This window comes from Bradyrhizobium agreste, assembly GCF_016031625.1.
Lineage (GTDB): Bacteria > Pseudomonadota > Alphaproteobacteria > Rhizobiales > Xanthobacteraceae > Bradyrhizobium > Bradyrhizobium agreste.
On the sequence record NZ_JACCHP010000011.1, the window covers coordinates 211,495 to 237,644 of the forward strand.

20 protein-coding genes are annotated in these 26,150 nt (G+C 66.3%); 10 read left to right on the forward strand and 10 right to left on the reverse strand.

The window, feature by feature from the left end; all coding sequences use genetic code 11:
- The first annotated feature begins 67 nt into the window (after nt 1-67).
- The 10 genes from ccmI (at nt 68) to HZZ13_RS18025 (ending at nt 13,952) form a co-directional block, all read left to right on the forward strand.
- A complete protein-coding gene (gene ccmI, locus HZZ13_RS17980) occupies nt 68-1,174 on the forward strand; it encodes a c-type cytochrome biogenesis protein CcmI (protein ID WP_197960874.1) in 1,107 nt (368 codons plus the stop codon).
- A gap of 37 nt (nt 1,175-1,211) precedes the next feature.
- Nucleotides 1,212-1,751, forward strand: coding sequence for a cytochrome c maturation protein CcmE (ccmE, locus tag HZZ13_RS17985; protein ID WP_197960875.1), 540 nt, complete (start codon nt 1,212-1,214; stop codon nt 1,749-1,751).
- On the forward strand, nt 1,748-3,730 hold the full coding sequence (locus tag HZZ13_RS17990) for a heme lyase CcmF/NrfE family subunit (protein WP_197960876.1): 1,983 nt from the start codon (nt 1,748-1,750) through the stop codon (nt 3,728-3,730). Before ccmE ends, HZZ13_RS17990 begins: the two co-directional genes overlap by 4 nt.
- Before the next feature lie 4 nt (nt 3,731-3,734).
- Entirely contained in the window at nt 3,735-4,217 is a 483-nt protein-coding gene (locus HZZ13_RS17995; RefSeq protein WP_197960877.1) for a cytochrome c-type biogenesis protein, read from the forward strand.
- 132 nt (nt 4,218-4,349) lie between these two features.
- Complete coding sequence (locus HZZ13_RS18000; protein WP_197960878.1) at nt 4,350-5,693, forward strand: methyl-accepting chemotaxis protein; 1,344 nt, start codon at nt 4,350-4,352, stop codon at nt 5,691-5,693.
- A gap of 222 nt (nt 5,694-5,915) precedes the next feature.
- Nucleotides 5,916-7,496: a Do family serine endopeptidase gene (locus tag HZZ13_RS18005; RefSeq protein ID WP_197960879.1), complete on the forward strand. Its 1,581-nt coding sequence runs from the start codon at nt 5,916-5,918 to the stop codon at nt 7,494-7,496.
- Nucleotides 7,497-7,771: 275 nt separating this feature from the next.
- On the forward strand, nt 7,772-8,452 hold the full coding sequence (locus tag HZZ13_RS18010; RefSeq protein WP_036035209.1) for a response regulator transcription factor: 681 nt from the start codon (nt 7,772-7,774) through the stop codon (nt 8,450-8,452).
- On the forward strand, nt 8,436-9,896 hold the full coding sequence (locus HZZ13_RS18015; RefSeq protein ID WP_197960880.1) for a sensor histidine kinase: 1,461 nt from the start codon (nt 8,436-8,438) through the stop codon (nt 9,894-9,896). Before HZZ13_RS18010 ends, HZZ13_RS18015 begins: the two co-directional genes overlap by 17 nt.
- Nucleotides 9,893-12,862, forward strand: a complete 2,970-nt coding sequence (locus HZZ13_RS18020) for a bifunctional [glutamine synthetase] adenylyltransferase/[glutamine synthetase]-adenylyl-L-tyrosine phosphorylase (protein ID WP_197960881.1) — start codon at nt 9,893-9,895, stop codon at nt 12,860-12,862. Before HZZ13_RS18015 ends, HZZ13_RS18020 begins: the two co-directional genes overlap by 4 nt.
- A gap of 196 nt (nt 12,863-13,058) precedes the next feature.
- Nucleotides 13,059-13,952: a LysR family transcriptional regulator gene (locus HZZ13_RS18025; RefSeq protein ID WP_197960882.1), complete on the forward strand. Its 894-nt coding sequence runs from the start codon at nt 13,059-13,061 to the stop codon at nt 13,950-13,952.
- A gap of 162 nt (nt 13,953-14,114) precedes the next feature.
- Here HZZ13_RS18025 and HZZ13_RS18030 read toward each other — a convergent pair whose 3' ends face one another.
- The 10 genes from HZZ13_RS18030 to HZZ13_RS18075 form a co-directional block, all read right to left on the reverse strand.
- Nucleotides 14,115-16,445 carry a PAS domain-containing sensor histidine kinase gene (locus tag HZZ13_RS18030; RefSeq protein ID WP_197960883.1) on the reverse strand — a complete coding sequence of 777 codons (2,331 nt, stop codon included), beginning with the start codon at nt 16,443-16,445 and terminating at the stop codon, nt 14,115-14,117.
- 214 nt (nt 16,446-16,659) lie between these two features.
- Nucleotides 16,660-18,033 (reverse strand): cation-efflux pump, encoded by a 1,374-nt coding sequence (locus HZZ13_RS18035; protein WP_197960884.1) that lies wholly within the window; start codon nt 18,031-18,033, stop codon nt 16,660-16,662.
- A 180-nt stretch (nt 18,034-18,213) separates the two neighbouring features.
- Entirely contained in the window at nt 18,214-19,182 is a 969-nt protein-coding gene (locus tag HZZ13_RS18040) for a quinone oxidoreductase family protein (RefSeq protein WP_197960885.1), read from the reverse strand.
- A gap of 25 nt (nt 19,183-19,207) precedes the next feature.
- Complete coding sequence (locus HZZ13_RS18045; protein WP_197960886.1) at nt 19,208-20,203, reverse strand: NAD(P)H-dependent flavin oxidoreductase; 996 nt, start codon at nt 20,201-20,203, stop codon at nt 19,208-19,210.
- A 337-nt stretch (nt 20,204-20,540) separates the two neighbouring features.
- The gene (locus HZZ13_RS18050) at nt 20,541-21,191 is read right to left on the reverse strand and encodes a hypothetical protein (RefSeq protein ID WP_197960887.1); all 651 of its coding nucleotides are present in this window, start codon (nt 21,189-21,191) and stop codon (nt 20,541-20,543) included.
- A 42-nt stretch (nt 21,192-21,233) separates the two neighbouring features.
- Nucleotides 21,234-21,431, reverse strand: coding sequence for a hypothetical protein (locus HZZ13_RS18055; protein WP_210349405.1), 198 nt, complete (start codon nt 21,429-21,431; stop codon nt 21,234-21,236).
- A gap of 264 nt (nt 21,432-21,695) precedes the next feature.
- Nucleotides 21,696-23,102, reverse strand: a complete 1,407-nt coding sequence (locus HZZ13_RS18060) for a coiled-coil domain-containing protein (protein WP_197960888.1) — start codon at nt 23,100-23,102, stop codon at nt 21,696-21,698.
- A 473-nt stretch (nt 23,103-23,575) separates the two neighbouring features.
- Nucleotides 23,576-24,358 carry a fumarylacetoacetate hydrolase family protein gene (locus tag HZZ13_RS18065; protein WP_197960889.1) on the reverse strand — a complete coding sequence of 261 codons (783 nt, stop codon included), beginning with the start codon at nt 24,356-24,358 and terminating at the stop codon, nt 23,576-23,578.
- Complete coding sequence (locus HZZ13_RS18070; protein WP_197960890.1) at nt 24,358-25,377, reverse strand: 2-dehydropantoate 2-reductase; 1,020 nt, start codon at nt 25,375-25,377, stop codon at nt 24,358-24,360. Before HZZ13_RS18070 ends, HZZ13_RS18065 begins: the two co-directional genes overlap by 1 nt.
- A gap of 100 nt (nt 25,378-25,477) precedes the next feature.
- Nucleotides 25,478-25,903 (reverse strand): CBS domain-containing protein, encoded by a 426-nt coding sequence (locus HZZ13_RS18075; RefSeq protein WP_197960891.1) that lies wholly within the window; start codon nt 25,901-25,903, stop codon nt 25,478-25,480.
- Nucleotides 25,904-26,150 lie beyond the last annotated feature (247 nt).

Consider the following 26,150-nt stretch of genomic DNA (forward strand, 5'->3'; position numbering starts at 1 on the left):
CGCATCCTCCGGCCGTGGTGTAAAGGCACCTACAGGCGCGGTTCAGGCGCCGCCGGAAGCTTGCCAGATGACGCTATGGTTCGTGTTCGCGCTGATGACGGTCGCGGCGATTTTCGCCGTGCTCTGGCCGCTTGGCCGCAGCAGCCGCGCGCAGGATCAGGGTAGCGAGGTCGCGGTCTACAAGGACCAATTGGCCGAGATCGAGCGTGATCTCGCCGCAGGGTTGATCTTGGCGCCCGAGGCCGAGGCTGCGCGCGTCGAGATCAGCCGCAGGCTGCTCGCGGCGGCGGCCAGTGAGCCGGCAACGGCGCCGACGTCGAATCTCAAATGGCGCCGTGCGGCGGCCGTGCTGGCGCTTGCGGGCCTGCCGCTCGTTGCGGTCGGGGTCTACATGCCGCTCGGCTCACCGCGGCTGCAGGACTTTCCCCTGGCGCAGCGGGAGCGCGGGTCCGGCATGGCGCAGTCGCTCGAGAACCTCGTCGTGCAGGTCGAGCAGCATCTGGAAAAGAATCCGACGGACGGGCGCGGCTGGAACGTGCTCGCGCCGGTTCTGGAGCGGCTCGGCCGCTTCGACGACGCGGTGCGCGCCTATCGCAATTCGCTCACCTACAATGGCGAGAGCGCGGAGCGCCGGTCCGATCTCGGTGAAGCGATCTCGGCCGCCGCCGGTGGCGTGGTGACTGCCGAGGCCAAGGCCGAATTCGAGCGCGCACACGCCTTGAACGCCGACGATCCCAAGGCGAACTATTTCCTCGGCCTTGCCGCCGAGCAGGATGGCCGCAAGGACGACGCGGCCAATATCTGGCGTGGGCTGCTGGCGAGAGCGCCGGCGGATGCGCCGTGGCGCGCACTGGTGCAATCTTCGCTGGCGCGGGTCGGTGGGGGCAGCACGCTGCCGGCGCTGTCCGACGAGACGATTGCGGCCTCCAAGGACATGGCCGAAACCGATCGCACTGCCATGGTGCGCGGCATGGTCGACCGTCTGGCGACGCGGCTGAAGCAGAACGGCGACGACGTCGAAGGCTGGCTGCGTCTGGTGCGCGCCTATCTGGTGATGGGCGAGCGGGACAAGGCACTGGGCGCTTCGGCCGATGCCCGGCAGGCGGTTGCCAGCAACGCCGAGCGGCTGCGCCAGCTCAACGAAGGCCTGAGGACTCTCGGGATCGGCGGATGACGATTTCGGGACGACAGATGCGGAGAACGGAAACGCCATGACGCGCAAGCAGCGACGTATGACCATCATCGGCGGATCGCTCGCCGTGCTCGCGCTCGCGGCCGCGCTGGTGCTCAACGCGCTGCGCGACTCCATCGTGTTCTTCTCGACCCCGACCATGGTCGCCGAAAAGCATGTCGAGCCGGGAAAACGGTTTCGCCTCGGCGGCCTGGTGCAGCCCGGCTCGCTCCAGCGCGGCGACAATCTCGCGGTGACGTTCGAGGTCGCCGACGGCAACGCCAAGCTGCCGGTCGCCTTCAAAGGCATTCTGCCCGATCTGTTCCGCGAAGGGCAGGGCGTCGTCGCGGAAGGCGCGCTCGACGCCAATGGCGTGTTCAAGGCCGATACCGTCCTTGCCAAGCACGACGAGACCTACATGCCCAAGGACGTCGCCGATGCCCTGAAGAAGCAGGGGCATTGGAAGGACGATTACGGCGCCCAAAGCTCCGCTACCCAAGCCTCTGGTACCCAAGCCTCCGGTGCCGCCAAACCCGCGGCGACGACCGCGCAGGGCAATCCGCAGGGAGCGGTGCGGTGATCGCGGAGTCCGGGCATTACGCGCTGGTGCTGGCGCTCGCTCTGGCACTGATCCAGTCCGTGGTACCGCTGATTGGTGCGCGCCTTGGCGACGCCGCCCTGATGAACGTGGCGCGCTCGACCGCACTGGCGCAGCTGCTGTTCGTCGGCGCCTCGTTCACGGCGCTGGTGATGCTGCACGTGAACTCGGATTTCTCCGTCGCCAACGTCTACGAGAATTCCCACTCGATGAAGCCGCTGCTCTATAAGATCACCGGCGTGTGGGGAAATCATGAAGGCTCGATGCTGCTGTGGGTGTCGATCCTCGCGCTGTTCGGCGGCTTGGTCGCGAGCTTCGGCAACAATCTGCCTCTCTCGCTGCGCGCGCATGTGCTGGCCGTGCAGGCCTGGATCGCAAGCGCGTTCTACCTCTTCATCCTGATGACATCGAATCCGTTCCTGCGCATCGTCAATCCGCCGATCGAGGGACGCGATCTCAATCCCGTGCTCCAGGACATCGGTCTCGCCGTGCATCCGCCGATGCTCTATCTCGGCTATGTCGGCTTCTCGATCTCGTTCTCATTCGCGATCGCGGCGCTGATGGAGGGCCGGATCGATGCGGCCTGGGCGCGCTGGGTGCGGCCATGGACGCTGGTCGCATGGATCTTCCTGACCCTCGGCATCGCCATGGGTTCGTACTGGGCCTATTACGAGCTCGGCTGGGGCGGCTGGTGGTTCTGGGATCCGGTGGAGAACGCTTCGCTGATGCCCTGGCTCGCCGGCACCGCGCTCTTGCATTCGGCGCTGGTGATGGAGAAGCGCAACGCGCTGAAGGTCTGGACCATTCTGCTCTCGATCCTGACCTTCTCGCTGTCGCTGCTCGGCACCTTCCTGGTGCGCTCGGGCGTCATCACCTCGGTGCACGCCTTCGCCACCGATCCGACCCGCGGCGTGTTCATCCTCTTGATCCTGTGCCTGTTCATCGGCGGCAGCCTGTCGCTGTTCGCGGGCCGCGCCACCTCGCTGAAGCAGGGCGGCCTGTTCGCGCCGATTTCGCGCGAGGGCGCGCTGGTGCTGAACAATCTCCTGCTCACGGTGGCCTGCGCCGTGGTGCTGTTCGGCACGCTCTATCCGCTCGCGATGGAGATGCTCGCCGATTTCAAGATGTCGGTCGGCGCACCCTTCTACAATCTCACCTTCGCGCCGCTGTTCGTGCTGCTGCTGCTCGCGGTGCCGTTCGGGCCGATGCTGGCGTGGAAGCGCGGCGACCTGCTCGGCGTGATGCAGCGCCTGCTGGCGGCCGGCGTCGCCGGGCTGGTCGTGGTCGCCATCGTCTGGGCCTGGGTGCGGGGCGGCAGCGCGCTGGCGCCGCTCGCGATCGGGCTCGGCGTCTTCGTCATCGCCGGCGCGGTCACCGACCTGGTCGAACGGACGGGCCTGGTGCGCCTGCCATTCGCAACGGTGCTGCACCGGGCACGCGGCCTGCCGCGCTCGGCCTGGGGCACCGCGTTCGCGCATGCCGGCCTCGGCGTTGCGCTGATCGGGATCGTCTGCGAGACCACCTGGAACAGCGAATATATCGCGACCATGAAGCCGAACGACGTCGCCCATGTCGCCGGTTACGATCTGAAGCTCGACGGGCTGTTTCAACGCCAGGGCCCGAACTACCGCGAGATGATCGCCGAGTTCAGGATCAGCCGCGATGGCGAGGCGGTGACGGTGATGACGCCGTCCAAGCGCAGCTTCACCACGCGCGGCTCGTCGACCACCGAGGCGGCGCTGCTGACGCGCGGGGCGAGCCAGCTCTACGTATCGCTCGGCGACGCCACCGCCGAGGGCGCCATTGCCGTGCGCATCTATCACAAGCCGCTGGTCCTTCTGATTTGGTGGGGGCCGGTGCTGATGGCGTTCGGCGGCGTGCTCTCGCTGTCCGACCGCCGCCTGCGGGTCGGCGCGCCGAAACCGGCGCGGGCCAAGCAGCGCCTGCAGCCCGCGGAATGATCCGATGCGCCGGATGATGGCCGCCTTCGTCGCCTTGCTGCTGCTGGCTTTGCCGGCGGCCCACGCCGTGCAGCCCGACGAGATCATGTCGGATCCGGTGAAGGAATCGCGGGCGCGCGAATTGTCGCGCGAGCTTCGCTGCATGGTGTGCCAGAACCAGTCGATCGACGATTCCGATGCGCCGCTGGCACGCGACCTGCGGCTGCTGGTGCGCGAGCGCATCGCGGCCGGCGACAGCAATGCGCAGGTGCTCGATTTCCTGGTGGCGCGCTACGGCGAGTTCGTGCTGCTCAAGCCGCGCTTCGAGCGGCAGACGCTGCTGCTGTGGCTGCTCGGGCCGGTGCTGCTGATCGGCGGCGGCCTGGCGCTGTGGCTGCAAATCCGCCGCCGCTCGCGAAGTGGTGTGGACGTACCGGCGCCGCCGCTCACGCCCGACGAACAGGCGCGGCTCGCGGCCTTGATGTCGGACGAATCCAAATCGCCCTGAAGCCAATTCGTTCTGAAGCCATCCAGCTACGTGGTGCCACGCAGTCCGCGGCAACGGCTGCGTGGTTCATGCTAAATTGACCTTTGTCTGGAAGCTTGTCGCGAGATCTGATTCCAGCCCCTGAGTCCCCCGATGTTCGCGAACAGCAATCTGACGATCCGCTTCCTGGTCGGCGCCGTCGTCGCTGCGTTATTGTTCCTGCTTGGCATCGGAGGCGGCACCGGCTTCATCGCGGTGCTCTATCTCAACAACGAGATCACCAGCCTGTCCTCGGACTTCGCCGCGCTGAGCGGCCCGGCGCGCGATCATGCCATGCAGATCTACCAGCAGGCGCAGACCGCGTTCTCTTATTTCCTGGTCGCCTGCGGTGTGATCGCCGTCGTCGCTGTCGCGATCTGCGTCACCACCTGGTTCGCCGTGCGCAACGGCATCCTCAATCCGCTGGCGGCGATCGTGCATGCCATGCGCGAGGTTGCCGACCAGAAGTTCGACACGCCGGTGCCGGGGCTCGGCCGCAGCAACGAGATCGGCCTGCTTGCCGGTGCGCTGGAGGTGTTCAAGACCAGCGGTATCGAGCGGCGCCGCCTCTCCGAGCAGCAGCTGCATGAAGCGCAGCATCAGGCCGAGCGGTCGAAGTTCCTCGATGACAGGATCAAGCGCTTCAACGATCTCGTCGCCAGTGTCGTCGCCAGCGTGGCGTCATCGGCCGTGCATCTGAAGACCAACGCAGAGACGCTGTCGCGGACCGCCAACGACACCAGCACCAAGGCCAATGCGGTCGCGAGCGCGGCGAGCCAGGCCAGCGCCAGCGTGCAGACGGTCGCAGGGTCTGCCGAGGCGATGACGAATTCGATCGGCACGATCAGCCGCCGCGTCACGGACGCGACCCAGCGCGCCGAAGGCGCTGCAAGCCAGGCGGAGAAGAGCCGCGATACCATTCACACACTGTCGGATGCCGCCGAGAAGATCGGCGAGGTCGTCCAGCTCGTGCAGGCGATCGCATCGCAGACCAATCTCCTGGCGCTCAACGCCACCATCGAGGCGGCACGGGCCGGCGAAGCGGGCAAGGGGTTTGCGGTGGTCGCCTCGGAAGTGAAGAATCTGGCGCATCAGACCAGCAAGGCGACGGAGGAGATCACCTCCCACGTCGCCAGCATCCAGGGCATCACCGCGGAGACCCGCGGCGCGATCGACGGCATTTCCAGAACGCTGTCGGAGATCTCGTCCATCATGTCGGGCATCGAGATCGACACCGCCCAGCAGCGCAACGCCACGCAGGAGATCACGCGCAGCGCCCAGGACGCCGCGCGCGGAACCCTCGACGTCTCCAACCATATCGTCCAGATCACCTCGACCTCCGCCGAGACCGGCCGCATGGCCGCCGAAGCCAGGGATTCGGCTGTCGATCTGTCGCGGCAGGCCGAGACTTTGAAGCAGGAAGTCGACGAGTTCATCGTCAGTGTCAGGGCGAGCTGACGGGCCAGAATAGGGGCCCGCCGCTTTGTTGGGGAACTCGATTAAGTTCCTGCAACGCAACGATTTTCAGCCTGTGCTAAACTGCCGCATCTGCCGTCACCCTTCATTACGAAAGTTTAACCCCACCGCCAGCGCGCGGTAAGGCGGCAATCCCCATCTTCAGGTCCGCAAGGTGCCGACATCCGGCACCAACAGGAATTCAAAGGCCCTGGAGATTTCTGCATGACCGACCGCATCGACCTTTCGAACCTCCCGTCCTACCGGCAGCCGCGCCGATCGGTGTTTTCCGCGCGCAAGCTTGCGCTGATGGCTTCGGTCGTCGCCGGTCTCGGCGCGGCCGTCTATGGCTTCAGCCCGTCGACCTCGCCGGCCGACCTGTTCTCGAGCCCGGCGCATGCGCAGGTGAACAACGAGGTCCGCAAGGTCGAGCGTCCCATCGGCTTCGCCGACATCGTCGAGCGCGTGAAGCCCTCGGTGATCTCGGTCAAGGTCAACATCAAGGAGAGGACCGCGAGCAACGATGATGGCGACGATTCGTCCTCGCCGTTCCAGCCCGGCTCGCCGATGGAGCGCTTCTTCCGCCGCTTCGGCGGTCCGGATGGCATCCCCGGCCTGAAGGGCGGCGGTCGTGGCCGCGTCGTGCAGGGGCAGGGCTCCGGCTTCTTCATCTCGGCTGACGGCTATGCCGTGACCAACAACCACGTGGTCGATGGCGCCGACAAGGTCGAGGTCACCACCGACGACGGCAAGACCTACACCGCCAAGGTGATCGGCACCGATCAGCGCACCGACCTTGCGCTGATCAAGGTCGAGGGCAGCACCAACTTCCCGTTCGCCAAGCTCGCAGATAGCAAGCCGCGGATCGGTGACTGGGTGCTCGCGGTCGGCAATCCCTTCGGTCTCGGCGGCACCGTGACCGCGGGCATCGTCTCGGCGAGCGGCCGCGACATCGGCAACGGCCCGTATGACGATTTCATCCAGATCGACGCGCCCGTGAACAAGGGCAATTCCGGCGGTCCGTCCTTCGACACCAACGGCGAGGTGATGGGCGTCAACACCGCGATCTACTCGCCCTCCGGCGGCAGTGTCGGCATCGCGTTCTCGATTCCCGCGAACACGGTCAAGAGCGTGGTTGCGCAGCTCAAGGACAAGGGCTCGGTCAGCCGCGGCTGGATCGGCGTGCAGATCCAGCCCGTCACCTCCGACATCGCCGACAGCCTCGGCATGAAGAAGGCGGAAGGCGCGCTGGTGGCGGAGCCGCAGGCGAACGGTCCGGCCGCGAAGGCGGGCATCGAGTCCGGCGACGTGATCACCGCGGTCAATGGCGAGCCCGTCAAGGATGCCCGCGAACTCGCCCGCACCATCGGCGGCATGGCGCCCGGCGCGACCGTGAAGCTCAACGTGCTGCATAAGGGTCAGGACAAGGTCATCAACCTCACCCTCGGCCAGTTGCCGAACACGGTCGAGGCCAAGGCCGACACCGACAACGATAGCGGCAAGGGCGCCAGCAAGGGAACCGACGTGCCGAAGCTCGGCATGACCGTTGCGCCTGCCAATTCCGTGGCCGGCGCCGGCAAGGAAGGCGTCGTGGTCACCGAAGTCGATCCGAAGAGCGCCGCGGCCGAACGCGGCTTCAAGGAAGGCGACGTGATCCTCGAGGTCGGCGGCAAGAGCGTGGCGACCGCCGGCGAAGTCCGCGACGCCATCAACGCGGCGCGGACCGAGAACAAGAACAGCGTCCTGATGCGCGTGAAGAGCGGCGGCCAGTCGCGCTTCGTCGCCGTGCCCATCGCCAAGGGCTGAGGCCTTCAGGAGGCCTACGAGATGAAGGGTGTCGCCGGCATCAGTCGCCCCAGCCGCCGGCGCCCTTCGGGGGAGCAGCGCAAAGCTGGCTTCCCTCGTCTACCTTCCGGTGGAATTACGCCCCCCTCCGTCGGAAGGCCTAGGGCGGTGAGGTCCCCCCAGCTTCACCGCCCGCCTTTTTCCCGCTTCGAGCCTCTCCCGCTCGGCTTGCATGCGATTGCCGCTCGCGCCATGTTTAGAGAAGGTTGACCTCCTTGACCGCCGCCGAACGCACGATGCGCCTCCTCATCATCGAAGACGACCGCGAATCCGCCGACTACCTCGCCAAGGCGTTTCGCGAAGTCGGACACATCGCCGATCACGCCGCTGACGGCGAGGAAGGCCTCGCCATGGCGGAGAACGGCGAGTACGACGTGCTGGTGGTCGACCGCATGCTGCCCAAGCGCGACGGCCTGTCGCTGATCGGCGCATTGCGCGACAAGGGCAACACGACGCCGGTGCTGATTCTCTCCGCGCTCGGGCAGGTCGATGACCGCATCAAGGGCCTGCGCGCCGGCGGCGACGACTATCTGCCGAAACCCTATTCCTTCGCCGAGCTGCTGGCGCGCGTCGAAGTGCTGTCGCGTCGCCGCGGCGGTCCGGCCGAGGAGACGCTTTATCGCGTCGGCGATCTCGAGCTCGACCGGCTCTCGCATCGCGTCGCCCGCGGCAAGGACGAGCTGACGCTGCAGCCGCGCGAATTCCGCCTGCTCGAATACCTGATGAAGCACGCCGGCCAGGTGGTGACGCGCACCATGCTGCTGGAGAACGTCTGGGACTATCATTTCGATCCGCAGACCAACGTGATCGACGTGCACATCTCGCGGCTGCGCTCCAAGATCGACAAGGGCTTCGAGCGCCCGCTGCTGCACACGATCCGCGGCGCCGGATACATGATCCGTGACGGCATTCGGTAAACTCGTCCGCACCACGGCGTTCCGGCTGACGCTGGTCTATTTGCTGCTGTTCGCGATGTTCGCGGCCTCGCTGCTGGCCTATTTCGCCTGGAATACGCGGCGGCTGATCACCGAGGAGATCACGCAGACGGTCAATGCCGAGACCTCGGAGATCAACGAGATCTACGACCGCGGCGGCATGGTTCGCCTGGTGCGCACGATCGAGTATCGCGCACTGCGGCCGGGCGCCAACCTCTACCTCGTGACCACGCCGACGGGCCAGGCGATTGCCGGCAATGTCGGCTCGCTGGCGCCGGGCGTGATGGCGACGCGCGGCTGGTCGGAGACGGCCTACCGGCGGATCGAGGACAGCGATGACCGCGATCATCGCGCGCTCGTTCGCGTCACCGAATTGGAGAACGGCTTCCGGCTTCTGATCGGCCGCGACCTTGCCGAGCGGCGGCGCCTGTTCGGCATCGTCGCCAAGGCGGCGCAGTTTTCGGTCCTGATCGTCGTCGTGCTCGGCCTCGGCGGCGGCATCTTCGTCGCGCGGCGGGTGCTGAGGCGCATCGACGCGATGACCGGCACGGCGCAGCGCATCATGACCGGCGATCTCAGCGAGCGCCTGCCCGTGGGGCGCAGCGGCGACGAGATCGATCGCCTCGCCGAGAACCTCAACGCCATGCTGGAGCGGATCGAGACGCTGATGGCGGGGCTGAAGGAGGTTTCCGACAACATCGCTCACGACCTCAAGACGCCGCTGACGCGGCTGCGCAATCGCGCCGAGGAGGCATTGGCGAGATCAGGCTGCGAGGCGGACTATCGGGCCGCACTGGAGCGGACGATCGAGGAGTCCGACGGGCTGATCCGGACCTTCAACGCGCTGCTGATGATCGCGCGCGCGGAATCCGGACAGGCGCGCGGCAACATGGACGACTTCGATGCCGCGGAGGTCGCGGAGGGCATCCACGAGCTCTACGAGCCGCTCGCCGAGGACGACGGCGTGGCCCTCAAGGTCAAGTGCGAGCAGGCACCGGTTCATGCCAATCGCGAGCTGATCAGCCAGGCGCTCGCCAATCTGGTCGAGAACGCGATCAAATACGGCAAGCCCGCGGCACAGGCGGCGGGAACCGTGGTCAGCATGGACGCACGGCAAATCACGATCGAGGCGAGGCGCGACGGCGACCACGTGCTGCTCAGCGTCACCGATCGCGGCCCCGGCATCCCCGAAGCCGACCGCAAGCACGCCATCGAGCGATTCGTGCGGCTGGAGGCCAGCCGCACGCTGCCGGGCTCGGGCCTCGGCCTCAGCCTCGCCTCGGCGGTTGCGACGTTGCACGGCGGCGAATTGCGTCTGGGCGATGCCCATCCCGGCCTCGTCGCCACGCTCGTGCTGCCGGCGCGCGCGGGTGCGGGCGACAGGGTTGCTCCGCCAATACCGGATGTGCCACAGAAGGTGGCATGAACCACTCCGCGCCGGGAAACGCGGACAAGCATGGTGAGAGGCTGGCCGCACGCTTCGCGGAAGCTCCCCATATTGCCGCTTCCACAACCGACGAACGCCGTTTCGAAAGCTGGCTGGCCGGGCTCGAGCCGGCACAATCGGCCCGTCTCGAAACGCAGCTGGCGCATCCGTTCGCGCGCGACATCCTGGCCGGGATCGCGGAATATTCGCCCTATCTGTTCGATCTGGTGCGCGCCGATGCCTTGCGCCTGATCCGGCTGCTCGACTGCGATCCGGGCGCGCACCTGGCGGCGCTAATCGCGGAGGCGCGCAGCGCGGTGCTCGCGGCCTCTGACGAGGCCGAGGTGATGCGGCTGCTCCGCCGCATGAAGGCGGAGGCTGCGCTCCTGATCGCGCTGTGCGACATCGGCGGGGTCTGGCCGGTGATGCGGGTGACGGCGGCGCTGACCGACGTCGCGGTGTCCTCGGTGCAGGCGGCGCTGCAATACCTGCTGCGGCAGGAAGCCGCACGCGGCAAGCTCTCACCGCCCAATCCCGAGGCACCTGAAGAGGGCTGCGGCCTGATCGTGCTCGCGATGGGCAAGATGGGCGCGGGCGAGCTGAACTATTCCAGCGACATCGATCTCATCGTATTCTTCGATCCCGATGCGACGAGCCTCGCGCCCGATATCGAGCCGCAGCCGTTCTTCGTCCGCGTGACGCAAGGCATGGCGCGCATCCTGCAGCAGCGCACCTATGACGGTTACGTCTTCCGCGTCGATTTGCGGCTGCGGCCCGATCCGTCCTCGACCCAGGTGGCGATCTCGCGGGATGCCGCGCTGAACTATTACGAGCGGGAAGGGCGCACCTGGGAGCGCGCCGCGATGATCAAGGCGCGGGCCTGTGCCGGCGATTTCAGGGCCGGCGAGGCATTGCTCACGGAGATCGCGCCGTTCGTCTGGCGCAAGCATCTCGACTTTGCCGCACTTGCCGACGTGCACGACATGAAACGGCAGATGCAGACCTATCGCGGCCAGAGCGAGGTGGCGGTCGAGGGCCACAACGTCAAGGTCGGGCGCGGCGGCATTCGCGAGATCGAGTTCTTCGCGCAGACCCAGCAATTGATCGCCGGCGGCCGCAATCCGGAATTGCGGGTGCGGCCGACGCTGAGGGCGCTCGACATGCTCGCCGCGAGCAACTGGATCACGGTGGCGGCGCGCGACGAGCTGACGACTGCGTACGAATTCCTGCGCCGGGTCGAGCATCGCCTTCAGATGATCGCCGACGAGCAGACCCACACGCTGCCTGAGGACAAGCAGGCGGTCGAGCGCTTTGCGTGGTTCTTCGGCTATCAAAATCGCGAGGCGTTTGCGCGCGATCTCTTGCACCAGCTCCAGATCGTCCAGGGTCACTACGAAAAACTGTTCGAGGGCGACGACCCCACCGACACGGCGAGGCTGCCGGCGCTCGACTACGGTGCGGGCCCCGACGATCCGCGCCTGCTGCAGCACCTCGCGACGCTCGGCTTCAAGAAGCCCGCCGCCGTCGCGCAGAGGGTGCGCGACTGGATCTCCGGCGACTACCGGGTCTTCCGCGTCGAGGCGACGCGAAGCGCCTTCGTCGAGTTCGTGCCGGCCTTGATCGACGGCCTTGCCCATGCCGAAGAGCCGGATCGCGCGGTCGTTTCGTTCGATCATTTCCTCGGGGCACTGCAGCGCGGCGGCCGGCTGATCAAGCTGCTCGGCCAGAACCGCGACCTCGTCGCGCTGGTGGCGCTGGTGCTCGGAGCCGCGCCGCGGCTCGGCGATATGCTGGCGCGGCAGCCTCAGCTCATGGACGGCCTGATCGATCCGCGCTTCTTCGGGGCCATGCCCGACCGGCAGGAATTGTCCGGGCGGTTAGCTGCCACGGTGCAGGACGCCGGTTCATACGAGGAGTTCCTCGATCGCTTGCGCCTGTTCGGGCAGGAGAGCCTGTTCCTGATCGGCACGCGCATTCTCTCCGGCACCGTCTCGGCGCAGCAGGCGAGCACGGCCTTCGCCGACGTCGCGGAGGGAATCGTCCACACCGTGCACGGCCTCGTCGCCGACCGCTTCGCCGCCCAGCACGGCCGCATCAGGGGTCAGCAGACCGCGATCATCGCGATGGGCCGGCTCGGCAGCCGCGAGATGACGGCCTCGTCCGATCTCGATTTGATCCTGCTTTACGACTTCGACAGCGACAATCCGGACTCCGATGGCCCGAAATCGTTGCAAGGCGCGCATTATTTCGCCCGCCTGACCCAGCGCCTGATCAGCGCGTTCACGACGCGCACCAATTACGGCGTGCTCTACGAAATCGACATGCGGCTGCGGCCCTCGGGACGCGCAGGTCCTGTGGCCTCGAGCCTCATCTCGTTCGCCGATTACCAGGCCAACGAGGCCTGGACCTGGGAGCACATGGCCCTGACGCGCGCGCGCGTTGTGTCGGCCTCGCCCGAATTCCGGGAACGGATCGAGCGCGTCATCCGCGATGTCCTCACTCGCCGCCGCGATCCCGCCATCATCGCGAACGATGTCGCCGACATGCGGCGCGCGATCGCGCAGGAGAAGGGCGAGGCGGATTGCTGGGATCTCAAGCATGCCGCCGGCGGCATGGTCGATATCGATTTCATCGCGCAATATCTGCAGCTCGTGCACGCGCACGACAAGCCCGAGATTCTCGACGTCAGCACCATGCAGGTGCTGGAGAATGCCTGCAGGATCGGCGTGCTCGCGCAGTCGGAGACGGAGATCCTGCGGGCCGCGGCGCGGCTCTATCATGACCTCACGCAGATCCTGCGGCTCTGCGTCAGCGAGCGCTTCAAGCCTGAAACCGCCGGCACCGACCTGCTGCGCGTGATGGCGCGCGCCGGCGACGCGCCGGATTTCTCCTCGCTGGAGGCGCGGGTGAAGGAGACGCAGAGCGAGGTGCGGCGCGTGTTCAGGGCGCTGCTGGAGGGGTCATAGCCTGCTTCAGCGCCGTGATGGCCTCGCGCACGTCGGTCCAGGCCCGCGCCACCCGCATCGTTCCGATCGATCTGCAACCGCAATCAATCGATACGGATTGGCCATGAAAGCTGGATCGGCTGCCGGTTTTTCACGTGTTGGTGCAGGCCCGGCGTGCTAGCTTGCGTGCCACGAAGGAATTCGAGGGGACGGCCGGTTGATCGACAAGCTTGAACTATTGCTGGCGCTGGCGAAGGAGCGGCATTTCGGACGCGCGGCCGAAGCCTGCGGCGTGACGCAACCGACGATGTCGACCGGGCTCAAGCAGCTTGAGGAGATCCTCGGGGTGATGCTGGTCCAGCGCGGCTCGCGCTTTCAGGGATTTACCCCCGAAGGCGAGCGGGCACTCGACTGGGCGCGGCGGATCGTCGGCGATGCCCGCGCGATGCGCGACGAGATCAACGGGCTGAAGCATCAGCTCTCCGGCGAGATCCGCATCGCCGCGATCCCGACCGCGCTCGGCATGGTCGCCGCGCTGACGACGCCGTTCCGCGCCAAGCATCCCGAGGTGCGCTTCCGCATCCAGTCCACCACCTCGTCCGAGGTGCTCGGGCTGCTCGAAAATCTAGAGGTCGATGCGGGACTGACCTATATCGAGAACGAGCCGATCGGCAAGGTGCGCACCATCCCGCTCTACAACGAGAGCTATCGCCTCCTCACCGCGCCGGACGCGATGTTCGGCGACCGCGAGACGGTGACGTGGAAGGAGGTCGGGCAGGTGCCGCTGTGCCTCCTGACGCCCGACATGCAGAACCGCCGCATCATCGACCGCGCGCTGCGCTCGGTCGGCGCGGAGGCGACGCCGACGCTGACGTCGAACTCGCTGCTGGTTCTGTTCACGCACGTGAAGACGGGGCGCTGGGCGAGCGTGATGCCGGCCAAGCTCGCCGAGACGCTCGGCCTGTCCGACACCGTGCGGTCGATTCCGATCGTCGACCCCGAGGTCAATTACAGCATCGGCCTGGTGATCCCGCAGCGCGATCCCATGACGCCGCTGATCGCAGCGCTGGTCAACGTCGCGCGCGAAGTCGCGCCGAAGCTGCAATTGTAGGTCCGAGCAAGCGCCTCGTCCTTCGAGACGCGCGCCGGGCGCGCTCCTCAGGATGAGGCTCCGCGCCATTGTGCTTTCTTGAAACTGCTGCCCCGCACCGTGTCCTCATCCTGAGGGCCCGCCGCAGGCGGGCGTCTCGAAGGATGGCCGTAGGCACTTGGCTCAAGCCGCCGCCGAAATTCTGGCCGCTGCCTTGATCGCGTCGCGCGGCAGGGTCACGCGCACGACGGTGCCGACGTCGATCTTCGAGCGCAGCCGCATCGAGCCGCCGTGGAGCTGGGCCAGCGAGCGGGCGATGGCGAGGCCGAGGCCCGAGCCGTGATAGGTCTTGGTGAGCTGGCTCTCGACCTGCTCGAAGGGACGCCCGAGCCGCGCCAGCGAATGCGGCGCGATGCCGATGCCGGTGTCGGCGATCATCAGCACGATCCGGTCGTCGAGCTGTCGGCTGCGCACCACGACGCGTCCACCGTCCGGCGTGAACTTCACCGCGTTCGAGAGCAGGTTGACGATGATCTGCTTGGTGGCGCGGCGGTCGGCGACGACCGAGATGGATTTCGCGATGTCGGCATCCAGCGTCAGCTGCTTGTCCTGCGCACGGCCGGTGACGACCCGCAAGGATTCCGCCAGCGTTTGCGCAAGGTCGAGCTGTTCCATGTCGAGCTTCATGCGGCCGGCCTCGATCTTGGACATGTCGAGGATGTCGTTGATGACCTCGAGCAGATAATGGCCGCTGGTCAGGATGTCCTGGCAGTATTCCTGGTACTTCTCGCTGCCGAGCTCGCCGAACATGCCCGAGCCCATGATCTCGGAGAAGCCGATGATGGCATTGAGCGGCGTGCGCAGCTCGTGGCTCATATTGGCGAGGAATTTCGACTTGGTCTGGTTGGCTTCCTCGGCGCGGGTCTTCTCGCGCTGGTACTTCTCGGCGAGGTCGGCCAGCTCGACGGCCTGGCGCTCCAGCGCGGCCTGCGAGCGCTTGAGGTCGATGACGGTGGCGCGCAGGCGCAGATCGTTGTCGACCAGCTTCTGCTCGTGCTCCTTGATGCGGGTGATGTCGGTGCCGACCGAGACGTAGCCGCCGTCCTTGGTGCGGCGCTCGCTGATGTGCAGCCAGCTGCCGTCGTCGAGCTGCGCCTCGAAGGTGCGTGCGCCCGGGCCTTGGGCGCCGGTCTCGTTGTGGCGGGTGCGCACCTCCGGCATGCGGCCGACCTCGAGCACGGTCTCGTAGGAGGTGCCGGGGATGACGGCGCTGTCGGGCAGCTTGTGCAGGCGCTGGAAGTGCGAGTTGCAGAGCACCAGGCGGTCGCTGGCATCCCACAGCACGAAGGCCTCCGGAATGGTCTCGATCGCATCGCGCAGGCGGAGGTCGGCTTCCACGGTCTTTTCGGCGAGGCTCTTCTGCTCGGTGATGTCGACGGCGATCCCGATCAGGTGCACGCTGGAATCGGTCGCCCCGCGCGTCTTCTCGCAGCGGACGCGAAGCCAGATCCAGTGGCCGTCGACATGCTGCATGCGGAAGGTCTGGTCGATGTGGTCGATCTTCTCGGAGATCAGCTGGTCGGCGATCGCGAACAGGTCGATGTCGTCGGACTTCACCAGCGCGTTGACCTCGCCGAAGGTGAGGAGCTCGTGACGGCCGTCGAGGCCGAGCATCGAGAACATCGACTGCGACCAGAAGATCCGGCCGCGCGACAGGTCCCAGTCCCACAAGCCACAGCGGCCGCGGTTGAGGGCGGTGTCGATGCGGCCGCGCACGGCGTCGTTGATGAGATCGCCTTCGCGGGCGCGGGTCGACTGCCAGTGGAAGGCGAAGCCGAGGATCAGGACGACGAAGCCGGTCGTCGCCGACAGCGTCACCGAGAGCGCGGCGTCCGAGCCCCAGATCGGCTCGTTGCGCTCCTGGATCACGGTGACGAAGCCGGGCAGTGACTTGATCTGCCGCGAGGTCGCCATCGCCGCGTTGCCGCTCGGCAGCATCATGTCGGCGATGTCGCCGTCGCGCGGCGGCGCGGCGATCAGCTGCGCGGTCGTGATCGCATCGAGCAGGCGATCGTTGCCGACAGCGTCGCTATCGGCCGGGACGCGGGCGAGGATGCGGCGGTCGATGCCGGCGGAGGTGACGATGACGTGGCGGCCCGCAGCCGTGGCCCAGGACGGAATGAGATCGGGCAGCAGCATCGGCAGGCTCTCGATGGTCTTGAGCCGCTCCTGGCGAACCGAGGTGAGGCGGTCGATGCGCTCGGCGAGCAGGTCGGCGAGCGCCGAAATGTCGTGGCGGATCACCAGTCGCTTCTGGCGCGTCTGGTCGACCACCTGCACGAAGGCGCCGAGGCAGATCGTGATCAGGAAGGCGATGATGAGCGTCGGCACGGCACGGCGCAACGCCGGCTCCGCGATCAGGAGCCGATGATAGGCAGGTTTCGCGATCGATTGCGCCAATCCCTTGATCGAATCGGATTGGACGCACGCGTTCGCGGCGTCTGCACGCGACATGCCTTCGGCCCCCTGAAAACCAGCGTCGGAAGCAGCCCCACATCGCTTCCGAATCACACCGATTTGAATCCAGTTTTCGCGGGCTGTCGAGAGTCAACGAATCGTTAACGCGAAATTATTCTTATCCAACGCGCAGTTTGTGCATCGCGTGTCCGCAAACGCACGGGTGCAACGAGTCCGAAACGGGAACGTGTGACTCGCCGCGCATTCTTCATCACGCCCGCGGCGGCTCGGCGTGACTGATGACGCGCTTCACGCTCGGGAAGGCGCGCCGCAACGCACGCTCGATCGCGTCGACATGCTCGTGCACCTTGATCACGCTCATCGACGGTGCCGCGCGGCAGTGGAAGTTGACGATCTCGCCGGCGTCGGTGTTGCGGACCCGCACATTATGGATGTCGTGGATCTCGCCTTCGCCGGCGAACTCGGCCAGTGCGGCGGCGATGGTCTGCACCCTCTCGGGCGCGGCATCGACGCCGAACGGCAGTTCCGGTTCTAACGGCTCGATGTGAACGTCGACCTCGACGTCCTCGCCGAACTCCTCCTGGATGTTGCGCTCCAGCGTGTTGGCGACGTCGTGGGCGGCCTCGAGCTGCATGTCGGCATCGACTTCGAGGTCGATGCCGACGATCAGCTTGGCGCCGAGATCGTGCACCGTGACGTGGTGGACCGCGAGCCCGGAATTGCGCGCGATCACCATGATGCGGTCGCGCACGGTTTCGTTGTCACGCGCGACCGGCACTGCGGCGAAGGTGAGGTCGGAATCGCCGAAAGCCTTGGCGACGGCGGCTTGCGCGTTGCGCTTGATGTCCTCGACCCGGTCGATCGGATAGGTCCGTGGCACCTTCGCGATGGTGTCGATGAACGTGGTCGCTCCGACCATGCGCACGCGCAAGCGTTCGACGTCGATCACGCCCGGCACGCCCCGGATCGCGGCTGTGGCCCTCTCCTGCGCGCCTTCGGGGGCGCGATCGACCAGCGTTTGCACGGTCGAGCCGGCCATGCGCAGGCCCAGCGCTGCGATCATCACGGCAACCGCTGCGGCCGCGGCGGCGTCGCCCCACCAGAAGCCGAGCCCAGCCAGGATCAGGCCTGCAATCACGGCGCAGGAGCCCATCACGTCCGAGGCGAAATGCAGCGCGTCGGCCGCCAGCGCCTGGCTCCCGGTCTCCCGCGCGGCACGGTGCAGGGCGCGGGCGCGCCAGAGATTGACGGCGATATCGATCACCAGCACCGCGAACGGCACGGCCGAGATGGTCGGCGGCGGGGTTCCCTCGCGCAGCCGGCTATAGGCTTCGACCAGGATGCCGCCGGCGAGCACGTAGAGCAGGGCAGTGACGCCGAGCGCGGAGATGCTTTCCAGCTTGCCGTGGCCGTAATGGTGTTCCTCGTCCGCGGGCTTGTCGGATACCCGCACCACCGCCCAGGTGACGATGGTCGCAACCAGGTCGATCGAGGAATGCAGGGCTTCCGAGATCAGCGCCAGCGAGCCGATCGCGATCCCGACCGCGAACTTGGCCGCCGCCATGCCGCCGCTGGCGAAGATCGAGATGGCCGCGACCGAGGTTTTATCGTGCTGGGGTGTCATGGCGGGGATTTAGCAGCCCCGTGTGGGACATCAAGCGACGATCCACAGCCGTAGTCGCAAGTGAGTTGCAGGAGCGGAATACATTCTCGCCCGTCATTCCGGGGCGCCGAAGGCGAACCCGGAATCTCGAGATTCCGGGTTCGGCTCTTCGAGCCGCCCCGGAATGACGGTTGCCGCTTCCTAAACCCTCACCACGATCTTCCCCAGATGCTTGTTCGCTTCCATGTGCTCGAACGCCCGGTCGATGTCGTCGAACGCGAACACCTTGTCGATCGGCAGTTGCAGCTTGCGCGATTCCACCGCGCCCCAGATGTCGTTGCGAACCTCTGCAAAGATCTCGCGGACCTCCTCGATGGTACGGGTGCGGAAGGTGACGCCGACATAGTCGATGCGGCGGGCCGCGTGCAGGTCGAAATTGAAGTCGGCGTGGGTGCCGCCGAGGCGGCCGACATTGACGATGCGGCCCTTGACACTGGTCGCGGCGAGGTTCTGGTTGGCGACCTTGCCCGAGACCTGGTCGATGACGAGGTCGACGCCTTCGCCGTTGGTCGCCTTCAGCACCTCGTCGACCCATTTCGGATCGGAGCTGTCGACGGCGAGGTCGGCGCCGAACTCCTTGAGCCGGCCGCGGCGATAGGCATCGGTGGACGAGCCGATCACGAGCTTGGCGCCCTTGAGCTTTGCGATCTGCATCGCCATCAGGCCGACGCCGGAGCTCGCGCCCTGGACCAGTACGCTCTGGCCAGCCTGCACCCCGCCGATTGTGACGACGGCGTTGTGCATGGTCGCAAGCGCGACGGGGAGAGTGGCGGCCTCCTCGAAATTCATGTTCGAGGGCGCGTGAAACAGCCGGCCGTGATCGGCCAGCGTATATTCGGCAAATGCCGCAGCGCCCGATCCCATGATGCGATCACCGACTTTCACGCCCTTCGCGTCGGGCCCGAGCTCGGCAACCTCGCCGGCCCATTCCATGCCGAGGACAGTGCCGGCGCCGCCGGCCGCGCCATGGGCGTGGCCCTTGCGCATGCCTGTGTCGGCGCGGTTGAGGCCGCAGGCGCGGACACGGACGAGCACCTGCGTGCCCTTCGGTTTCGGTTGAACAACGTCGGAAATCCTCGCGCCTTCAGGGCCGTAGACGTAGGCTTTCATGCAATGCTCTCACGTGTTGCAGTGACTATTCCGCTGCTTCGCGTTGTGGCTGAACGATCATTCCCTCCAGCCGGCTGCGAATGATCGCCTCCGCCTCGCGCACGATGCGGGAGATGAGCTCGGCGCAGCTCGGGATGTCCTGGATCAGGCCCTGCACCTGGCCGGCCGACCAGATGCCTTCGTCGGAATTGCCGGTGGCATAGACCATCTTGCCGCGGGCGCCGGCGACGAGCTCGCGGATGTCCTCGAACCTGGCGCCTTCCTTCTCCATGGCGACGACCTTGGTCGAGACGGCGTTCTTGGCCACGCGCGAGGTGTTGCGCATGGTGCGGAAGATCAGCTCGGTCTCGCGCTCGTCATTGGCGACGATCTTCTCCTTGATGAGCTGATGGATCGGGCTCTCCTTGGTGGCCATGAAACGGGTGCCCATGTTGATGCCCTCGGCTCCCAGCGCCAGCGCCGCGACGAGCCCGCGGCCATCGGCAAAGCCGCCCGAGGCGATCATCGGGATCTTGATCTTGTTGGCGGCCGCCGGAATCAGGATCAGGCCGGGCGTGTCGTCCTCGCCGGGGTGACCGGCGCATTCGAAGCCGTCGATCGAGATGGCGTCGACGCCCATGCGTTCGGCCGAGAGCGCGTGACGGACGCTGGTGCATTTGTGCACGACCTTGACGCCGTGCTTCCTAAATTCGTCGACATGCTCCTGCGGCTTGTTGCCGGCGGTCTCGACCACCTTGATGCCGGCCTCGATGATCGCGGCGCGGTATTCCGCATAGGGCGGGGGCTTGATCGCCGGCAGGATGGTGAGGTTGACGCCGAACGGCTTGTCGGTGAGGTCACGGCAGCGCGCGATCTCCTTGGTCAGATCCTCCGGCGTCGGCTGGGTCAGCGCCGTGATGAAGCCGAGCGCACCGGCATTGGCGACGGCCGCCACCAGCTCGGCGCGCCCGACCCATTGCATGCCGCCCTGCACGATCGGGTGCTGGACGCCGACGAGTTTGGTGAAGCGTGTCTGCAACATGATCTGTTTCCCCCGCGGCCCGCGTGGCGCTCCGTTATCCATCGACTGGCGGGAAGGATGCCGCTGGGGGTGGGAAAAGTCTATTGCGCAGCCGTCCGGTCGATCATGCGGAACGCGAGGAGATTCCGCCGGGCGGATAATTTAGATGGTCTCGTGTCCCGGACGCGCTGCAACGCCCATAGCGCGTCGAAGACGCGCGTGAACGCGCTTATGGCGTTGCTGCGCAGAGCCGGGACCCACGTTCCGCGAATGCTTTGAGAGATGGGCCCCGGCTCTGCAGCGCATCGTCGAAGGGACGCTGCGCTGCGTCCGGGGCACGGATAACCGAGGCTGCCAGCTACTTCGCCGACAACCGCACCATCTGGCGCCCGCCGTTCATTTCCTTGAGGCTGTTGACGAAGTTTTCCGGGCGCTGCCAGCGATGCGGGACCTTCAATCCCATGAACTCCGCGATGTCGCCGATGAAGCCGGTGCAGTTCATGGTCTCGGCATTCCAGACCGGAGAGCTGGCCTGCAACTCCTTGATATAGGCGAACACGCGCTTGGCGTCGGCTTCGTTCAGGTAGACCCGATAGCTCGCGGTCAGATATTCCGGATCGAGATCGCCGTAGCTGGCACCGGTCTCGGATGGCACGAAGGTGATGTGACCGAGCACGTAGGCTAGCGTATCGCCGGCCGGCGTCAGGCCCGCAACCTCGACCGCCTTCTCGCTGGTCTTGCCGTACCAGACGAAGGCATGGCCCCAGCTCGCAGCCGTGCGCGCGCGGAAGTCGACGTAGTAGGGGCCTTTCTCCGCACGCGCGAGGGAGCGCCGCGTCGATTGCGGCTGAGGTCGCGCGGCGGTGTCGCTCGTGGCAAGCGCGGTCGCATCGGCAGCGCGCCTGTCGGCTTCATGGGCCGAGGCCGAGGGCGTCGTGCACGAGAGCATAGCCGCAAGAGCGAAGCCCGCGAGGATGCAGGATCCCGATCGACCAGCTTGGTTCGTCACGTTATTCCCCCTCGACCATTGGCCGCAAATGTCTGACGCGTTTCAGTAGCGCGCGGCGACCGGGCCCGGCGCCTTGCCGATCGGGGCCTTTCCAACCGGGCTCTTGCCAATCGGCATCTTGCCGATCGGCGCCTGCTCGGCCGGGTAGACCGGCACGGGCTGCCGGCGCGGCAGATCTGCAGCGTTCGCGGCCGTCGCAAAAGCAAGCGTGGCACCCAGAGCAAATACAATCTTCTTCACAGCGATACCCCTAGAAGGTTTGGTCCAAACACGGCCATGCCGTGCCCCCAGACACGCCTTCCAAAAGGGCGACCGAATGCGTCCAAGTTGCGGCGCGCGCGGGACATGTTGGCGGCATTGATCGGACGCGCGCAGATGTGATGTGTCTGGATGTTTCGGCCGTCTCGGCCGTAGGATGGGTAGAGCGCAGCGAAACCCATCGGCTATCAGCGCGAGGAGAGACGATGATGGGTTTCGCTGCGCTCTACCCATCCTACGAAAGATTCACCCGATCCGGTTGAGGCTATTCCTGATCGTCGCGAAGATGCCGCCGATGTCCTTGCGAAGAGCATCGAGCGCGTTGAAATTCTCGAACACGCGGGCGAGGCGGTCTTCGACCTCGCGCTTGCTTTTCGTCAGCGCATCGACACGTGAATCGAGGGTGACGCCCGCGTTCGCCTCGATCTCGCCGACGGTCTTGGCGAGGTGGTCGCGGGTGGCGCCGACTTCGGCGATCATGGCCTCGATGCCGAACACCGGCGCCTTCAGCGGAATGAGGTCGGCCTGCGACTTCGACAGCTCGGCCTTGAAGGCGTTCAGCGTCGCCAGCGTCTCCTGCAGCGCGCCGAGGCGCTGGCGCGACTGGAGCACGAAATCGTTCAGCGCGTTCTGGCGATCGGCCAGCGTCTTGCCGTCCGCATCCGTCTCGACATCGGCGAGCGAGCGCTCGAGCTGGGCCCGGCGCTGGCCGAGCTCCTCGAAATCGAGCCGGATGCCTTTCAGGATGTTGAAATCGTCGTCGATGCGGGCGAGGCGCTGCTCGATCTCGGTCTTGTTCTTCGACAGCGCCTCCACGCGGGCGGGAAGCGGCGCCTCGCCGCCGCTGTCGAGCTCGTCGATGCTCTTGGCGAGGCGGTCGTGGCTGAGGCTGAGCTCGCCGATCAGCGCGTTGATGCCGGCGTCCGCCGACCGCAGCGGCGCCAGCTCCGCGTGAGATTTCGCCAGATCCTCCTTGTACCGGTTCAGCGTCGCAAACGTCTCCTGGACCGCGCTCACCCGTGTCAGCAGCGCTGAGACGTCGCGTGCGATGTCCTTGAGCCGATCGGCGAGATTGTTCTTGCGGTCGTCGGTCTCGAGGTCGTGCAGGGAGCGTTCGAGCTGGTTCTGGCGGTCGCGGATCTCGGTGAAGACCGGCTCGACGGCGCGGCGCTGATCGGCGACCTTGCCGACCATCTCGCGCAGCTCCTGCTGGCGGCGGCGGATTTCGGCGAGCTGGTCGTGCATGTCGGTGGATTCGTTGCGGCCTTGCTGGAGCAGGGCGCGCCGTTCGGTCTCGCCCAGCTTGTCGTAGAGTGCGGAGACCGCTTCCCGGGGATCGCTCTCGATCAAATGCCGAACGGTGGCGTCGAGGTGGTTCTGCAGGGCGTGGGCGACCACGACGTCCTCGCGGGTCTTCCTGAGGCGGTCGCGGAGCGTCTTCAGGCTGCGGTCCTGCCGCGAGAGCTGCCAGGCGGAGCCGGCGATAAGTACCAGGGCAAGGATTGGGATTGCGCCGCTGGCAATCCGCTGCGGCGCGGAGAGGCCCTCGAACCAGGCGGGCAGGTGGGCGATGTCGTAACCGAACGCCTGCTGGGCAAAGACTGCGATGACGGCGAGCAGGGCGATCCAGGCAACCAGGAAAAGCAGCCACATCGTGAATTCCTCACGCCGGCACAATATCCTGTGTTGCTATTGAAGAGCGGAACCGAGATCAAGAGGCCGGGGCGAGGCAGGACGTTTTGTGGCCGGACGATCCACAGCCGGCTCGGGCTCCGGAGCGTGCGGGGAGCCAGCGCGAAGCGCTGCGGACAGACGCATGTGACGTGCACGCCCCGTGCCCGGCCCGCTTGCACCCGGGCCGGCCAGCCAGTGCCAGGACGAACCAGCGTGCCCGGAGGCTATTTCTTCCCAAGCAAGTTCGACCGCATCTTGTCGGCGAACCAGACCACGAAGATCGCGGCGAACGAGAGAGCGAAGTACAGCGCCGTCCACAGAAGTGCGTTGCCGGCATTCGTCATTTGCGTCCTCCCTTGCATCAGAAATCAATTTTTGCCGGGAGGGTAGCCTTGGCCGCGACGGCCGATTTGCGCCGGATCGATTTTGCTGCGCTGCGGCGGCGAGAAAGTCTACAGCCGAAACTCGTTGGTGAGCTCGCCGATGCCGTCGATCGCGACGGTCACCGTGTTCACGGGCTCCTTCATCACCCCGACGCCGACCGAGGTGCCGACCGCGATGAGGTCGCCGGGCGAGAGGGTCATGTCGTGGGAGATCCTGCTGACCAGCTCCTGCGCGCTGAAGATCATGTCCGAGATCGGGTAGTTCTGCCGCTCCGCGCCGTTGAGGATGGTGCGCACTGTGAGTTTTGCGGGATCGAGACCGGTCGCGATCACGGGGCCGAACGGGCCGTAATCGTCGATGCCCTTGGCGCGGGCCCATTGCGGGAAGGTGGGGTCGCGCGTCAGGATGTCGTTGGCGGTGATGTCGTTGACGCAGGTGTAGCCGAAGATGAAGGCATCGGCTTCGCCAGGCGACACGCGGGCGCAGGTCTTGCCGATGACGATGCCGAGCTCGCCCTCATAGGTGGTCTTGCCATCGTAGTAAGAGGGGCGGCGGATCACGGCGCCGGGTGCGGCGGTGCTGGTGGTGGCCTTGAGCAGGTACAGCGGCTCCGGCGGTTCGGGCTGGTTCAGCTTGGCCGCGAGCGCGTGGAAATTATTCCAGAGCGCGACGATCTTGCTGGGCACGCAGGGCGCCAGCAGCTCGACCTCGGACAGCGCCAAAATCTTGCCCGTTGTGGCGTTGCGGCCGAACATCTCGCCCTCGTGCACGGTGATGCCGGAGGACGTCAGCGAGCCGAAACCCGTCGTCCCGGCATGGCGGAAGCGCACCCATTTGGTCACGTTCGTCATCACGCCAGCGCCAGTGCGCGCGGATCAGCCGGTGTCGAGACGCCGTCATAGAGACCGGCGATGCGGGCGCGCTGCGTCACCATGGCCAGCACCGAGTCGAGCGCAGGCGTCGGAATGCCGGTGAGTCGGCCCATCTCCTGCACCACGGTGACGAGCGGATCGATCTCCATCGGGCGGCCGCGCTCGAGATCCTGCAGCATCGAGGTCTTGTGCGCGCCGACCTTGCGCGCGCCCTCGATGCGGCGCTCGACGTCGACACGGAACTTGACGCCGAAGGTCTCGGCGATGGCTTGCGTCTCCACCATGATCGCGCGCGATAGCGCGCGCGTGGCGGGATCGGTGCAGATCACGTCGAGCGTGGCGTGGGTCAGCGCGCTGATCGGGTTGAAGCAGACATTGCCCCAGAGCTTCAGCCAGATCTCGTCGCGGATGCGGTCGAGCACCGGAGCTTTCAGGCCGGCGGCGACGAAGAGGTCGGCGAGGCGCGCTACGTCCGAGGTGATCTCGCCCGAGGGCTCGCCGAGCGGAAAGTTGTTGCCGTAGACGTGGCGGATCACGCCGGGCGCCTCGATCTCGGTGGCGGGATAGACGATGCAGCCGATGGCGCGCTCGGGCCCCAGCTCGCGCCACTGCCGGCCGCCGGGGTCGATGCTCTCCAGCGTCGAGTTCTCGTATTGGCCGCCGTGCTTGTAGAAGTACCAGTAGGGAATGCCGTTGACGGCGGTGACGATGCGGGTATGAGGCCCGAGCAGCGGCTGCATCTTTTCGATCACGCCGGTGATCGAATGGGCCTTCAGCGTGATGATGATGAAGTCCTGCACGCCGAGCTCGGTGGGATCATCGGTGCAGCGCGGATGAACAATGTGCTTTTCCTCGCCCGCGAGCAGCATCAGGCCGAGCTCGCGCATGGCGGCAAGGTGCGCGCCGCGCGCGATCAGGCTGACGTCGGCGCCCGCGCGCGTGAGCTGAACCCCGAGATATCCGCCGATCGCGCCGGCGCCGTAGATGCAGATCTTCATGAAATCCTCGCGAGCAGAGACCGGATTTTGGGACGAAAGATCCGGTCCGGCTCGGAGGGATCCAAGCCGGGGCCGGCAGTCGCAGGGGAAGAGGGACGCTTTATGCCGCTTGCGGCGTCGAGTTGGTCGCTTCGTCAACGGCGGCAGCGATGTCGCGCATGCTGATGACGGAGACGAGGCTGTAATCGTCGATCACGGGCAGATGGCGGATGTGATGACGGTTCATCAGATGCCGGACGTGCTCGATCGTGTCCGAGGAAGTGCAGGACACCAGCTGCTGCACAGAGACCAGCTGGGAGACCTTGACGTTGACGGCGCCCGCGCCGTGCTCGGCGACCGCGCGCACCACGTCGCGCTCGGTGAACATGCCGACCGCGGTGTTGCCCTCGGAGCGGACGACATCCTTGACCACCAGCGCGCTGATATTGTTGGCGCGCATCAGCTTGGCCGCGATCCCCACCGTTTCGTTCATACGCACCGTGACAACGCGCGGCGTCTTCTTGCGCAGAATGTCTCCGACCAGCATTGCAACCTCCCTGGGTGAGTGTTGGCGAAGTGTGGTATACATAATGCCAATCGTCAAGCGCTGGATTTGGGGATCCGAAAAATCTTGCGACAGGAGTGCTGACGTTTGGCGAGCCAAAAGAAGGAGCCTCTATTTGGACTCCCTTTCAACAAAGCGCATGGGCCCGTCCCTGCGGGAACGCGCGACCTGTGCGTCAAACGAAAACGCCCGGCCGTAAGGCCGGGCGTCGTGCTTGCTGAAATGTACG

What these genes read in the sequence shown, in the direction of transcription:
- ccmI (WP_197960874.1), top strand. Translation starts at nt 68, where the DNA reads ATGACGCTATGGTTCGTGTTCGCGCTGATGACGGTCGCGGCGATTTTC.
- ccmE (WP_197960875.1), top strand. Translation starts at nt 1,212, where the DNA reads ATGACGCGCAAGCAGCGACGTATGACCATCATCGGCGGATCGCTCGCC.
- HZZ13_RS17995 (WP_197960877.1), top strand. Translation starts at nt 3,735, where the DNA reads ATGCGCCGGATGATGGCCGCCTTCGTCGCCTTGCTGCTGCTGGCTTTG.
- HZZ13_RS18000 (WP_197960878.1), top strand. Translation starts at nt 4,350, where the DNA reads ATGTTCGCGAACAGCAATCTGACGATCCGCTTCCTGGTCGGCGCCGTC.
- HZZ13_RS18005 (WP_197960879.1), top strand. Translation starts at nt 5,916, where the DNA reads ATGACCGACCGCATCGACCTTTCGAACCTCCCGTCCTACCGGCAGCCG.
- HZZ13_RS18010 (WP_036035209.1), top strand. Translation starts at nt 7,772, where the DNA reads ATGCGCCTCCTCATCATCGAAGACGACCGCGAATCCGCCGACTACCTC.
- HZZ13_RS18020 (WP_197960881.1), top strand. Translation starts at nt 9,893, where the DNA reads ATGAACCACTCCGCGCCGGGAAACGCGGACAAGCATGGTGAGAGGCTG.
- HZZ13_RS18030 (WP_197960883.1), bottom strand. Translation starts at nt 16,445, where the DNA reads ATGTCGCGTGCAGACGCCGCGAACGCGTGCGTCCAATCCGATTCGATC.
- HZZ13_RS18035 (WP_197960884.1), bottom strand. Translation starts at nt 18,033, where the DNA reads ATGACACCCCAGCACGATAAAACCTCGGTCGCGGCCATCTCGATCTTC.
- HZZ13_RS18040 (WP_197960885.1), bottom strand. Translation starts at nt 19,182, where the DNA reads ATGAAAGCCTACGTCTACGGCCCTGAAGGCGCGAGGATTTCCGACGTT.
- HZZ13_RS18045 (WP_197960886.1), bottom strand. Translation starts at nt 20,203, where the DNA reads ATGTTGCAGACACGCTTCACCAAACTCGTCGGCGTCCAGCACCCGATC.
- HZZ13_RS18060 (WP_197960888.1), bottom strand. Translation starts at nt 23,102, where the DNA reads ATGTGGCTGCTTTTCCTGGTTGCCTGGATCGCCCTGCTCGCCGTCATC.
- HZZ13_RS18065 (WP_197960889.1), bottom strand. Translation starts at nt 24,358, where the DNA reads ATGACGAACGTGACCAAATGGGTGCGCTTCCGCCATGCCGGGACGACG.
- HZZ13_RS18070 (WP_197960890.1), bottom strand. Translation starts at nt 25,377, where the DNA reads ATGAAGATCTGCATCTACGGCGCCGGCGCGATCGGCGGATATCTCGGG.
- HZZ13_RS18075 (WP_197960891.1), bottom strand. Translation starts at nt 25,903, where the DNA reads ATGCTGGTCGGAGACATTCTGCGCAAGAAGACGCCGCGCGTTGTCACG.